The organism is Salinicola lusitanus (assembly GCF_038648475.1).
Classification (GTDB): domain Bacteria; phylum Pseudomonadota; class Gammaproteobacteria; order Pseudomonadales; family Halomonadaceae; genus Salinicola; species Salinicola lusitanus.
Window position 1 is genome coordinate 4,307,690 of record NZ_CP151919.1, and the last position, 13,948, is coordinate 4,321,637.

The following is a 13,948-nucleotide window of genomic DNA, read 5'->3' on the forward strand; positions in this document are numbered from 1 at the left end:
AGATCAGGACACCGCTGGCGTTCGATCACGCAGGTCGAGATCGAACAGCATGTCCCGGCCGAGGCAAAAATGGCGACAGGCTGGCCGCAACGCCACATCCAGCGTCTCGATCTCCGGCAGCGTCAGCGCGGGACGGCCGGATCCGATCAGCATGGGGGCGACGACACTGTGCAAGCGATCGAGACAGTCCGCCTCGAGAAAGCGGGAAATCGTCAGCCCGCCACCTTCGATCAGGATCCGACGATGGCCCTGCTCGGCCAGCAGCGCCAGAACCCTCGCGGGATCGAAGCCCGTCGCCTCCGGCGGCAACGACTTGACGCTGACATGCGCCGCGAGCCCGTGGCCCTCGACGCCCTCGTTGACGAGATGCCAGGTCGGCGCCGCCGACTGGCGGAAGACGTGGCGGTCGGCCGGTACCCGCCCTCGCGGATCGAGCACCACCCGCAGCGGGTTGTCGCCCTCGACATGGCGCACGGTCAACTGCGGGTCGTCGGCGTCGACCGTACCGGCACCGACGACGACCGCGTCGACCAGCGCCCGCATTCGATGCAGGTGGACCAGGCTCGGCTTTCCGGTCACGTAATGGGAAGCCCCGGTGACCGTCGCGATACGGCCATCCAGGCTCTGGCCCAACTGGGCGATGACGCATGGCCCCCGGCGCACCGAGGTCGTGCACCACGGCAACCAGATCGACAGCAGTTGCCCGGCCTCCTCGCCGACCGGATGGTTGCAGCGCCAGTCGCCGTCGGCGTCGACTTCCAGGCGACGATGCCCATCGACGACGGTCCCGTCGAACGTGTCGTCACGGGTCAGGGCCGCCACCTGGCGAAGCCAGCGCCAGGCCAGGACGACGGACACGGAGGATGTAACGGCGTGGGCGGGATTATCGGACGAGGCAGTCACGGTCATTCCTTGGCCAGACGGCATCACAGCGTAGCAAAGATCGCCCTTGGCGCGGAGAGCGTTCGGCGGTGGGCGCCATCATTCCGGCTCACCCCGCCGATCCCCCCACCCCGGGCCTCGGGTGCCGATCACGGAGAGCGATCACAGATGAGACTGATCATGGACGACAGGATAAGGAGACGATCATGCGACAGGTAGAGCGCGCGATATTCGATCTGCGACGCGGCCTCCCGGTGCTCGTGCGGGCCGCCAGCGGCGACGTGGTGGTCCACCCGCTCGAGGGCTGCGACGACGAGGCACTGACGGCATTGCCGGCGCTCGCCGGCAACCCGGCCGCCCTGGCGCTGACCCGCCATCGCCTGGCACGGCTGGGCATCGACTTCGGCCCCCGCGTGGGGCTGGTGCCGGTCGTTCCCGGCGACGGCGCCCACGCCATCGTCGCCTGGGCCAGCGACGAGACGCAGCGGCTGCCCGTGGATCGCCAGCCCGTCGCCGCCGCCCCGGCGAGCGAGGCGGCACTGGATCTGATGCGGATCGGCCTGCTGATCCCCGCGGCCGTGGTCGCCGAGGTCAGCCAGGCACAGCGCGCCCAGGTCGAGGCGCTGGTCGCGGAGGGTACGGTTCTGGCGGTCGCCGCCGAGCAGATCGACGCCTACGCCGAAAGCCGGTCACGCTTCCTCAAACGCACCAGCGACGCGGAGATCCCGCTGTCCCACGCCGAACGCGCGAAATTCGTCATGTTCCGGGAGGCCGACGGCATGCGCGAGCACATCGCGATCGTGATCGGCGATCGCGCCGAATGGAGCGATGCGGTGCCGGTGCGTCTTCATTCGGCCTGCCTCACCGGGGACCTCTTCGGCAGTTTGCGCTGCGACTGCGGCGAGCAGCTGCGCGAGAGCGTGCGCACCATCGACGAACGCGGCGGCGGCGTGCTGCTCTATCTCGCCCAGGAGGGCCGCGGCATCGGGCTGGCCAACAAGCTGCGCGCCTACACCCTGCAGGATGGCGGCCTGGATACGGTCGACGCCGACCAGGTACTCGGGTTCGGCGAGGACGAGCGAACCTACGAAGTCGCGCTGGAGATGCTCGAGCAGCTCGAGATCGCGCGGATCGAACTGTTGACCAACAACCCCGAGAAGATCGCCGCCATGGACCAGGGCGGCGTCGAGGTGGTCAACCGTCGCGGCATCTACGGCAAGCTGACCAAGCAGAACCGACGCTACCTGGACGCCAAGGCCAAGCGCGCCGGCCACTGGCTGGAAGAGGTCCTCGACGACGGCGAGGACGAATCTGCCACGCCTTTCAGGCGTCCGGTGGCGCGCTGAGCGTCACCCCGACGCCGGATGGGCGTGGCGCAAGGTGGCGAGATCGAATGTCCCCGCCTCCTCGATCACCTGCGCCAGCCGGGCGCCGAAATGGTCGACCAGCCGACGACCGGTCTCGGCATCGGCCAGGGTTGCATTGCCGGTCACCCCGCTGGCGTGGAGATCCTGCGCCAGCCAGGCGTAGCCGGCGTCCCCCTCCGGCCCCAGGGTCGATCCGGCCTGCTCGCGGATTCGCCCCTCGGAGACCGCATCGGCCAGCCGGGCGATGCGAACCTTGTCCGGGGCGAGATATAGCATCATCGACGTCTCCAGCGCACCGCCATGCAGGCCATGGCGGAGCTCCTCGGCGGGAAGCGCCTGCGCCGGGGGCGCAAAGCGGAAGTAGTTGGCCTTGACCACCAGCATGGCGTGCCTCGCGCGCAGCTTGAGCGCTGCCAGGTCGATGACCGCCTTGTTGCCGCCGTGGCTGTTGAATAGCACCAGACGGCGAATGCCGGCGCGGCTCACCGCCTCGCCCAGCGCCTCGATGACCGCGATCGCCGTCTCCGGCAGCAGGCTCAACGTGCCCGTGAATCCGGCGTGTTCCAGGCTCGAGCCCAGCGCCAGCGGCGGCAGCAGGATCACGTTCCGATCCGGCGCGAGTCTTGTCGTCGCCGCCTCGAGCAGGCCCAGCCCGATGTCCAGGTCGGTAGAGAGCGGCAGATGCGCACCGTGCTGCTCGATCGCCGCCAGCGGCAGCACCGCCACCGTCCCCGCGTCGACCAGTTCGGCCATCTCCGTCGTGGTCAGCTCCTGCCACTGGTAGACACTCATGTTTCACTCCCTGACGAACCGCTTGACGTCGATGGCGCCGGCGAGCCCAGCAGCCGCTCCGCGATCGCGCTATCCCTGACCACCCGCCGGGCGATCGCCTCGCGTAACGTCCGCTCGTGGTTGCCGCCCTGCGCCAGGGTCAGTCGCGAGCGGGCTCGCGTGATGCCAGTGTAGATCAGCTCCCGGGTGACGATCGGATTGGCCCGCGCCGGCAGTGCGAACAGGACGTGCTCGAACTCCGATCCCTGGGATTTGTGCACGGTCATCGCGAATGCCGTCGCCGCGGCATCGAGCCGCGACGGCAGTACCTGGCGGATACCGTCGCCCTGCGGGAAACAGACCCGCAGCCGGCCGGCGTCATCGGCCAACGTCAGCCCCAGATCGCCGTTGTAGAGACCCAACTGGGGGTCGTTGTGGGTCACCATCACCGGGCGCCCGGCGAACCACCCTTCGGTGCGCGATATCCAGCCCTGCTGCCACAGCGCCCGGGCGATACGTTCGTTCAGCCCCTCGACACCCCAGGGCCCGCGACGCAGGGCACACAGCACCTGGAAGCGGCCCTGCAGGGCAAGAATCGATGCCACGTCCGCCCCGCCACTCAGCGCCTCGAACAGCGGCCGGTAGCCGGTCACCACGGCCCGCTCGAATGCCGCCGTGTCGATGTCCAGCGTCTCCACATCCTCGAAACCTGCCGCCAGCAGCCGCGTGAACTCGCGGCCGTCGCCGGCGTTGGCGGCCCTGGCGAGGGCCCCGATGCCACTGTCCGCCCGGAAACGGAAGCTCCGGCGCAGCATGGCCACGTGATCGGCCAGCGGATTGGTCACGGCAGCCACGGGCAACGGCTCGCCCGCGATCGCCTGAAGATAGTCGCGCGTCGCCTCGGAGTAACCGGCGTCGCCGGCCCCCGCGCACAGGTCGCCCAGCACCGAACCCGCCTCCACCGAAGCCAGTTGATCCTTGTCGCCGAGCAGGATCAGGCGGGCCTTCGCCGGCATCGCGTCGAGCAGCGCCGCCATCATCTCGAGATCGACCATCGAGGCCTCGTCCACCACCAGCAGGTCGAGGCTCAGCGGCGCCTCGCGATGATGGCGAAAATGGCGCGTGTCCGGGCGCGCCCCCAGCAGCCGGTGGAGCGTCTGCGCCTCCTGGGGTATGGCGGCGCGCACGGCATCGGAGACCTCCAGCCGGCCGACCGCCCCCGCGATCGATTCCGATAGCCGGGCGGCCGCCTTGCCGGTGGGCGCGGCCAGCCGTATCCGAAGCGGCTCGCCGTCACCCGACAACGACTGCTCCTGCAGCAGCGCCAGCAGTCGAGTCACGGTGGTGGTCTTGCCGGTCCCGGGCCCGCCGGAGATGATCGTCAGCCGCTGCCGCAACGCCAGGGCGCACGCCACGCGCTGCCAGTCGGGTTCGCCCTCCTCGCGCCGATTGCCGGCGAACAGGGCCTGCAGCCGCCCGGCCAGCTCCTCGGCAACCGCCAGTGGTGGCCCCAGGCGCTGGCGCAGCCGCGCCGCCACCCCGCTCTCGGCCTGCCAGTATCGGCGCAGGTAGACCCGGTCGCCGTCCACGACCAGCGGCGTGGCGAGCCCCTCCGCCGCCGTCGCCTCGGCAACGGTGGAGGATTCGATCAACGCGGCAAGCCATTGCGCCGGCGTGACCGGGTCGAGCAGGAATTCCGGCAGCACCACCGCCTCCGCCGACTCGTGCTCGCCCGCGTTCTCCAGAGGCGGCAACGACAGCGCGGAGCGCGGCGCGTCCAGCACCCGGGCCAGCGACAGGCAGACATGGCCCCGGCCCACCTGATGGCTGACCAGCGCTGCAGCCAGGCCGACCAGCGGATCGGCGGCGGGATCGCGTTCGAGCAGGAAGAGCGCGAAGTGGCGGTCGAGCTGGCGCAGCCAGCCCAGCGCCACCCACAGCGACAGCGCCGTCAACAGGGTCTCGCGGGTGAGCGCAGCGGCGGTCGGCGACGCCGCGGTATCGTCACCATCCAGGGCCAGCGAGAACTGGCCCTCGCCCGGCGAGCCGGGGCGAACGTTCCGATTCGAAGGCGTGGTCGACGGTCGGCGGTTCATGCCGGAATCTCCCTGGATTGTCGCAGCAGCGCGCCGGCCGGCCCGGCGTCACCCTGGAGCCACGCGTCCAGCGCCTCGATCAGCGCCCGCGACGGGCGCCGGTGGAACACCCCGGGCGCGACTTCGGACACCATGCCAGACTCGAACGCGTCTTGGGCCGCCATGGCAGACTCAGGCGCATCCTCGGGCGCCTTGGAGAGCGGCACGTCTTCGGGCGCCTTGGAGAGTGGCGCATCTTCGGGCGCCTTGGAGAACGGCGCATCTTCGGGCGCCATGGAGAGCGGCGCCTTGGAGAGCGACGCCTCGGAAAGTCCCCGCAGGAAGACGTAGCAGGCGCCGCCCATGTGCCGGTCGTAATCGTAATTCTCCAGCCGCGACTCGAGCAGGCGGTGTAGCGCCAGCACGTAGAGTACGTACTGCAGGTCGTAGCGGTGATCCACCATCGCCGCGGCCAGGCGCTCGCCCTGGTAGTCGTCCGGCGTATCGCCCAGATGATTGGATTTCCAGTCGAGCACGTACCAGCGCCCTCCCGACTCGAAGACAAGGTCGATATAGCCCTTGAGCATGCCGTTGAGCTTGCGCGGCGCCAGCCGGGGACGCCGGCCGGGCAGCGGCTCCAGCCGTGAGACGAGACGGTCCAGCGGCTCGCTCCAGGCTGCCGATGCCGGCAGCCAGAACTCGAGCTCGGGCCGCCATGACTCGAGGCGATCGAGGCGCACCGAGTGGCCGTCGACGGCCATCAATGGCGAGCGCAGCCGCTCCAGCAGCAGCGCCTGCAACAGCGGCGCCCACTCGGCATCGAATCCGCTGGTCGCCAGACGGCGGTCGATCTCCCGGCGCAGCGCCACGGCATAGCCGGGCTCGTCCAGGCGATCGAAGTCGAGCGTTTCCAGCAAGCCGTGCAGGAAGGTTCCCGGGCGTGGCCCCCGCGGGAAATCGAACAGCGCACGGATACTGGGCCGCGGTACCGGATCCCGCTCGCCGCTGACCTCGATGTCCAGCGTCGCCGGCAGGTCCTCGCTGGCCGCGACCGCATCCTCGCCCCCACCATCGCCGGTGTCGTCGCCGTTCCACGCCTCCTCCTCCTCGCCCACGGTGCGACGGGCATCCGCTATCAGCGAGGTGTAGGAGGCGATCCACCAGTCATCGTCGATCTCGCCGTCGAAGATCCGCGCCGGTTTGGTCTCCGGGGCGGCCATCGCCGCTCGCAGCCGGTGATCCGGCGGTTCGGGCAGCGGCTCGACCGCCAGCCAGCCGTCGCGCTGGCCCTGCCGCAGCCGATCCAGCAGCGCCGCACCATCGTCCGTCTGCGCGCTGCCCAACAGCCGGCCCAGCGCGGTCTCGTGCAGGCAGCCGCCCTGGCCCCGCCCGCGACCGACATGGGCGACCCCCAGGCGACAGGCGTAGGCGGCACGGGTCAAGGCGACATAGAGCAGGCGGACATCCTCGTCTAGGCGCGCCAGCTCGGCCTCTCGCTTGTGGTCGTCATCGGGCGCGGCCACCAGCACGCTGCCCTCGCCCCCGGGCGGCCTCAACGCCAGCAGTCCGGTCCGGCGATCCGGCTCCGCCGGCCGGTGGGAGCAGACGAACGGCAGCAGGACGATGGGGTACTCGAGGCCCTTGGACTTGTGCACGGTGACCACCCGGACCAGATCCTCGTCGCTCTCCAGCCGCTGGCTGAGCGCCTGGCTGTCCAGGGTCGCGACGCCCTCCTGCAGCGCCCGGTGCCACCAGCGCAGCAGCGCCTGTTCACCGTCGAGCCGCTGCTGGGCGTTCTGGGCAAGCTCACCGAGATGGAGCAGATCGGTCAACGCCCGCTCGCCGTCGACGCGCTGGGCGAGCCGTTCGGCGACACGGAAATCCTGCATCACCCTGCGCAACATGGGCAGTACGCCGCGCCGTTGCCACTGGCGATGGTAGTCGCCGAAGCGCTCGACCTCGCGCTCCCACGCCAGCTCGTCGGCCAGCAGCGCTTCCAGGGCCCGCGGCGAATCGTTGAGCAACTGGGTCGCCAGTGCCGCCTTGAGTCGGGCATCCTGGCGCGGCTGGGCCACCGCCTCGAACAGCTGCAACAGCTCGAACGCCTGCGGGGTGTCGAACACGCTCGACTTCTCGCTGAGGTAGACGCTACGGATCCCGCCGTCGGCGAGCGCCCGTCGCACCTTGAGCGCTTCCGGCCCATTACGCACCAGGATGGCGATATCGGCCGGCTGGACCGCACGCTCGCCGGTGGCGCCGGCGAAGCGCCACTCGCCCTCCAGCAGCCGCTGGACCTCGGCCCGGGTCGCCGACGCCATCGTCGCCTGATAATCGCCCTGGCTGTAGCGCTCGGTATCCGGCCACCACACCCCCAGCGCGGCCACCGGCCCACCTTCTCGATCGACCAGCCGCGTCGGCTTGGGCTGGGAGTCGATCGCCACGAACGGTATCTCGTCGCTGCCGAACGGCTGGGGGTGACGCTGGAACAGCGCGTTGGTGGCCTCGACCATGGCCTGTGTCGAACGGAAGTTGCGCATTAGCGTGAAGCGGCTCGGCGTGGCCCGACGCGCGCGCAGGTAGGTGTGGATGTCGGCACCACGAAAGGCGTAGATCGCCTGCTTGGGATCCCCGATCATCAGCAGTGCGGTGGTGGCCGGGTCGCTCTCCGGCGCCCGATAGATCCGCGAGAAGATTCGGTACTGGACCGGATCGGTATCCTGGAACTCGTCGATCAGCGCCACCGGCAGTTCCTGGCGGATGCGCGCGGCCAGCCGCAGCGCGGCATCGCCACCGTTACTGCCCGGCGTCAGGGCGGCGTCGAGATCGTTGAGCAGGTCCGAGAACTCCCACAGTCCGCGGCGCCGCTTCTCCTCCGCGAACGCTATCGCGATTCGGTCACGGGCGTGCACCAGCACCTGGGAGGCAATCGCATCGAATGGCGTGCCGGCCTCGGCGAGCCGATCCAGCCAGCCGAAGAACGGATGCTCGGGCACCGCCGCGTTCTTCTTCGTCGCGCCCGCCAGCTTCTCCTGGCTGAGCCAGAAACGCCCGCTGCTGTCGGTGACGTCGTCCGCCTTGTCGAAGGTCTCCTGTTCGAGCCAGCTCCGGAAACCGGCAACGCGAGCCTCGAGCTCTTCCGGCTTGTAGCTGTTCTTCTTCAGCGCGTCGGCGTCGAACGCCGCCTGCAGCGTCTGGCGGATCGCATCCTCATCCCAGTGCGCGTGCAGAGCGGACTCGATCTCCTGGCGGCGCTCCATCTCACGCTCGAAGCCGCCCAGCAGCGCCGCCAGCGATGTCGGCGCCGATACCGCCTCGCCGTCCACCCACAGCGGCTGTGGCTCGCCATCCTTCAGCAATGGCCGCAACGCGGTCGCCAGGGCATCCGGTCCGCTCCAGCGCGAGCGGATCTGACGCTGCCAGCGCTCGTCGAGCGGATAGAACTCGCAACGCCAGTAATCTTCCACCGTTCGGGCCAGCAGCGTCTGTCCGTCCTGCAGCAGTTCGGCGGAGAACCGCGCCCCGGCGTCGAAGGCGTGGCGGGTCAGCATCCGCTGGCAGAAGCCGTGAATGGTGAAGATCGCTGCCTCGTCCATCAGGCGCGCGGCCTGGTCCAGCCGCTTGGCTCCACCGCGGCAGGCGGTCTCTCCGGCTGCCACCAGCGGTGCCAGCAAGGTCGCCAACACCGGGTCGGCGCGGTCCTCTGGGTTGACCAGCAACCAGTCGCGGGCCTGCTTGAGGCGCGCGCGGATACGTCCACGCAGCTCGGCGGTGGCGGCCTCGGTGAAGGTCACCACCAGAATCTCCGGCGGCGTCAACGGACGCGGGAAATCCACCGTCTCGCGGCCCGGTAGCGGCCCCAGCACCAGCCGAACGTAGAGTGCCGCCAGGGTGAAGGTCTTGCCGGTGCCGGCACTGGCCTCGATCAGATGCCGCCCGGTCAACGGCAGGCCGTCGAGCGCCAGCGGCACGACCCTCTCGTCCATCGCGGCATCGGCGCGGTCGCGGCTGTCGGTCATGAGTCGCCCCTCGAGAGATGAATGCGCTGCGAGGCCTGGCGCATCGCCTCCAGCAGCGGCTGGTAGTGGCGGACGCTCTCGGCCACGCCGCCGGCCGCCTCGAACGCCTCGAAGTCGCGCCAGAGCTGACCCAGACCGCCCTCTCGCTGGACCAGCGCCGCGACCTGGTAGTTGCCCGCCTCGTAGTCCGCGGCGAGACGCTCCCGCAATGCCGGTTCGGGCGCCTCTCCCGCGGCCAGGGCTTGCAGCGTCTCGGCACGGCACTGGCCCCACAGCGTGCGGACCAGCTCCCCCGAGGCCGGCAGCGGCTTGCACCAGGCCCGCCACCAGCTCGCCAACCACGCTGTCAGTCGCCGCCTCGCCTCGAGCCGTTCCAGCGGCGGGAAATCGAGACAGCGATCCTCGAAGATCGCCGTCCAGTGACACGACGCCTCGCCAGCCGCATTGACCAGCAGCCAGCGCAGATAGCCGGCATGGAGTCGATGCGGCTTGCCGAGCTTCTTCCACGGGCCGTCGCCCTCGGGCTTGAAGTGACCGAAATGGCTGGTTTCCAGCGTCATCAATTGGCAGCCGCCTTGCGCGTCCGTGAACAGCCCGTCGACGCGCGCCTCCAGCGCCAGCGACGGCACGTCGTCGGCAGCTGCTGCCTCGAAATGCAGCAGTGGCGGCTCCCGCTCGCTGGCGGTCGCGGTCAATCGTCGCCAGGTCTCCAGCTGCGTCTCCAGCCGTTTCAGCGTCGGCTCGATGGTGGCCAGGCCAAAGCCGGCCGCCGGCAGCCGCCCCGTCAGACGCAGCCGGTCCGCCATCTGCACCAGCGGTTCGCCACGGCGCCCGGCCTCCAGCAGTTCGCGTTTGACGGTGTGGTCCTCCAGCGCATCGAGGACGAAAGGCTCGCTATCCTCGTCGGGGACTTCGGCATCCTGGAATCGCACGCCCAGGCGGCCGAGATAGACGCTCCAGGGCCGGCGCAGCAGTCGCTGCAGGTCGGCCAACCCCAGCGCTTCCCCCGGCGGCTGGGGTGGAGCCGGCTCGGTGACGTTCTGCCCGGTGTCCCGTTCGGCATCGTCGCGGGTGTCGTGCAATGGCGCCCAGCTGGCATCGAAGGTGTAGCGTGGATCGTCGGCCTGGAAGTAGCGACGCGAAAACGGTTGCAGCGGGTGGGCCTCGATCAGCCGTGCCGCCAGCGCCGTCTCGTCGTCCACCGCCGGGCCATCCCCCGGATGGCCGGCCGGACGCCAGCCCTGCTCGAGCGTATCCAGCAGCTCGCCGATCAGCACCGAGGGCGGTCGTGGCGTGTTGTCGCGCTGGTCGAAGCCGACCCAGGAGAGTGTCAGCCGCTCGCGGGCGGAGAGCAGCGCCTCGAGCAGCAGGTAGCGGTCATCGTCGCGGCGCGAACGATCCCCCGGGCGCGGGCGCTGTGCCATCAGGTCGAAGTCCTGGGGCTGGCGCGTTCGCGGATAGGCGCCGTCGTTCATCCCCAGCAGGTAGACCTGCCGGAACGGGATGGCACGCATCGGCATCAGCGTGGCGAAATTGACCTTGCCGGCCAGGAAGCGCTGGGCCAGGCCACCGTCGTCGAGCTCGGCCCTGAGGGCGTCACGCACCACCGCCAGGCCGATCGGCTGCGAGAACGAGGCCAGCTCGCAGCTCTGCTGCCAGCGGCCCAGCGCCTGGTCCACCCGCGCCAGCACATCGTGCTCGTCCAGTGCCGTCGGCGCGAACAGCGCCTCCATCAGCGATTGCAGTCGCATCAGCCAGTCGCCCGGCGTGGCGGACCCGCTCAGGGCCTCGCACTGGGCGGCCACGATCTGCATCAGCTCGGCGAGCCGGCCCGCCAGGTCCGCCTCCAACCCGCCCACCTCGTCGTAGGGCACGATGGCATCGAACTGCCAGGCAGCGTCAGCGGGTATCGACACATTGCCCCCGCCCGGCGGCAGCGGGCCGGTGGACCCCGACGGCAGCGGGCCGGTTGAATAGCCCAGCAGCATGCGTTCCAGCCCGAACGCCCAGCTGTTCTCATGCAGCGCCGGGAACCCGAGCGCCTGGCGATGCGCGCCCGAGAGCCCCCAGCGCACGCCGCTCTCCGAAAGCCACCGCCGCAGGCGCGGCAATTCGGCTTCGTCGATGGCGAAACGGGCCCGAAACGCCGGCACATCGAGCGCATCGAGCAGTTCGCTCACCCCCAGCCGCCGCTCGGGCAGTTCCAGCAGCGCCAGGATCAGCACCATCATCGGATGCGCTTCACTGGCAACCTGGTCGGCGATGGTGAAGGGGATATGGCGCGGATCGTCGGCGGGCAGCCGGCCGAAGACCGCTTCGATATAGGGGGCGTAGACGTCGATCTCCGGCACCATCACCAGGATGTCCCGCGGTCGCAGCGGCGCCCCCCGGGCGCTGGCCTCCTCGAAGGCCGCCAGCAGCCGGTCGTGCAGCACTTCGACCTCGCGCAGGGGCGAGTGCACGCTGAACAGCGACAGCGAGGCGTCGTTCGCCGCGATCGTGCGTTTACCGCTCTCCCGGGCTCGCTCCCCCGGATGTCTGAGATCGAGGATGTCCTGCTGCAACTGGTTGAGCAGCGGCGCTCGTGCGGCATCCGCTTCATCGTCCGCCGCCGGGTCGCGAAAGAGATCGGTCTCGACGTCGAAACCACCATCCTGGCTCTCGAACTCGTAGAGACCGACGATGAAGTCGCGCCCCTGGGCACCCCAGGCGGCCAGCAGCGGGTTGGCCTGGAGATGCAGCGCCTCCTCGTCCAGCGCTTCGAGCCAGGGCGCTTCGGGGTGGCGGGCCTGCTGGCGCGCCACCGCCCCGGCGGAGAGCCGCCCGGCACGCTTGATCGCCTCGCGGTCGGAGACGATGTCCCCCCAGTAGTGGCGGCAGGGGTTGGTGATCATCAGAAAGACATCGATGACACCGGAGAGCGCATGCAGCGCCTCCAGCGTCTGCGACGGCAGCGCCGAGATACCGAAGACGAAGATCCTCGGCGGCAATACCTTCGGGCAGCTCCGCAGTCGCCTGGCGGCGTGCAGGAAACGGCCGTGCAGGTTGGCGCGGTGAAACGCCCGCTCGTCCGGCCCGGCGTCATCGATCAGCGCCCGCCACAGCGCCGGCTGCCAGCGCTGATCGGCGGGCAGGTCACGGGGCGACTCCTCCCCCGCTTCCCAGGCCGCCAGCCAGTCCGGCCGGTAGTTGAGGTACTGGTCGAACAGGTCCGCCAGACGGACCGCCAGTTGCCAGCGCTTGCGCTCCGCCTGCTCGGCCGCCAGGCGCTGCGCACCCGCCGTCGAGCGGTCCCCGTTACCGGGTTCGGCCCGCGCATCGTCTGGCACCGCACCATCCGGCCCGGCGCCCAGGTAGTGGGCGAGCGGCGCGAAAACGACCGGCGCCGCGGCGACCGCGCCCTCCAGCAGTCGGAAGATGCGCCAGGCCAGCGGTCGCTTGTCGAACGGCGAGTGCAGCGGAATCGACTGCCCCTCGCCCTCCCCACCGGCCTGTTCGAGCACCGCGCGATAGGCACGCCAGACGAAGCTCGAGGGCAGCGGGAAATCCACCGAAGCGGCGATGCCATCGGCTTCGGCCAGCGACAGGCGCAACCACTGGGCCATGCCGTTGGACTGCACCAGGAAGGTCTCCGGGGTCAGTGGCGGCAGCCGATGGCGCTTGATCAGCGCCAGTGCCAGGTCGTGCAGGTCTTCGAGATGATTGGCATGCAGGACGCTGAACATCCGTTCTCCGGGATTCACGGGGCGACGGGGACCGATGAGCACCGATCCATGGTCGTGCCATCCTACCGTGGCGCAGGGCGACGATCACCTGAAGCCTGTGGCAAGATGTGACAATCGAATGACGAGCGTGCCGTTATTGCCCTCGCCTACTCGCTGTGATTAAGGATTCGCGTTGACGACGCCCGTCTTCCTCGCCGTGCTGGCCGGCGCCCTGATGCACGCCAGTTGGAATGCGCTGGTCAAGGTCGGACTGGACCGGCTGCTGAGCATCTCGCTGATTCAGGCCGCCTGCGCCGTGATCGCCCTCGCCGGCGTCGCCTTCGTGCCGCTGCCGCAAGCGGAAGCCTGGCCGTGGTTGGCGGTATCGGCGGTTCTGCATATCGGCTACAACATCTTCCTGGCCCGCGCCTACCGGGTCGGCGATCTCGGCCAGATCTACCCGATCGCCAGGGGCTGCGCGCCCCTGCTGGTGACGCTGGTCGGCGTCTTCGCGCTCAGCGAGAATCCCTCGTGGATCGGCTATACGGGAATCGCGGTGCTGGTCCTCGGCATCCTGTGCATGGCCTTTAGAGGCGGCAAGGGGCCACGCCTGGAACGCGCCTCGCTGGTCAATGCCCTGACGACCTCCGCCTTCATCGCCGGCTACACCCTGGCCGATGGCAGCGGCGCTCGCGCCAACGGCGACGCGATCGGCTACGTGATCTGGCTGTTCCTGCTCGACGGCTTCGGCATGCTGCTGGCGCTGGTGGCCATGCGCGGCGTTCGAGCGCTACCCGAACTGAGCCGTCACTGGCGGGTCGGTCTGATCGGCGGCGCGCTCTCCCTCGGCGCCTACGGCATCACCATCTGGGCCATGACCCAGGCACCGATCGCGCTGGTCGCGGCCTTGCGCGAGACCAGCGTGCTGTTCGCCATCGCCATCGGCGTGATCTGGCTGAAGGAGCCGTTGCGTCGCGAGCGGCTGCTCGCCGGCGGGCTGATCCTCGGGGGCGTCATCCTGACCCACTGGGGATGAATGTCATCCCCCGCCAGGACTGCTAGGCTTAACTCTCCGAATCACTGCTCTGCCAACGCCGTTGCCGAGTTTTCCGGCGCGCATCCGACGCTCATCC

General features: G+C 69.7%; 7 protein-coding genes. 2 read left to right on the top strand and 5 right to left on the bottom strand.

All coding sequences use genetic code 11. The features are described from left to right. Positions 1 to 3: 3 nt before the first annotated feature. Positions 4 to 903, bottom strand: coding sequence for a RibD family protein (locus tag AAGT95_RS19485; protein WP_342594838.1), 900 nt, complete (start codon positions 901 to 903; stop codon positions 4 to 6). Between the two features lie 185 nt (positions 904 to 1,088). On the opposite strand from AAGT95_RS19485, the gene ribA reads away from it, so the two are divergent. Next, positions 1,089 to 2,228: a GTP cyclohydrolase II RibA gene (gene ribA, locus AAGT95_RS19490; RefSeq protein WP_342594839.1), complete on the top strand. Its 1,140-nt coding sequence runs from the start codon at positions 1,089 to 1,091 to the stop codon at positions 2,226 to 2,228. Positions 2,229 to 2,231: 3 nt separating this feature from the next. Here ribA and AAGT95_RS19495 read toward each other — a convergent pair whose 3' ends face one another. Genes AAGT95_RS19495 through recC form a run of 4 tightly spaced genes read right to left on the bottom strand, consistent with a single transcriptional unit; the run spans position 2,232 to position 12,836 of the window. After that, positions 2,232 to 3,041, bottom strand: coding sequence for a creatininase family protein (locus AAGT95_RS19495; protein ID WP_342594840.1), 810 nt, complete (start codon positions 3,039 to 3,041; stop codon positions 2,232 to 2,234). After that, positions 3,038 to 5,116, bottom strand: coding sequence for an exodeoxyribonuclease V subunit alpha (gene recD, locus AAGT95_RS19500; protein WP_342594841.1), 2,079 nt, complete (start codon positions 5,114 to 5,116; stop codon positions 3,038 to 3,040). Before recD ends, AAGT95_RS19495 begins: the two co-directional genes overlap by 4 nt. After that, positions 5,113 to 9,111: an exodeoxyribonuclease V subunit beta gene (gene recB / locus AAGT95_RS19505; protein WP_342594842.1), complete on the bottom strand. Its 3,999-nt coding sequence runs from the start codon at positions 9,109 to 9,111 to the stop codon at positions 5,113 to 5,115. Before recB ends, recD begins: the two co-directional genes overlap by 4 nt. Next, positions 9,108 to 12,836, bottom strand: a complete 3,729-nt coding sequence (gene recC, locus AAGT95_RS19510; protein ID WP_342594843.1) for an exodeoxyribonuclease V subunit gamma — start codon at positions 12,834 to 12,836, stop codon at positions 9,108 to 9,110. The genes recB and recC overlap by 4 nt, the downstream gene beginning before the upstream one ends. Positions 12,837 to 13,008: 172 nt before the next feature. Here recC and AAGT95_RS19515 point away from each other — a divergent pair, with 172 nt between their 5' ends. Next, entirely contained in the window at positions 13,009 to 13,851 is an 843-nt protein-coding gene (locus AAGT95_RS19515) for an EamA family transporter (RefSeq protein WP_342594844.1), read from the top strand. Positions 13,852 to 13,948 lie beyond the last annotated feature (97 nt).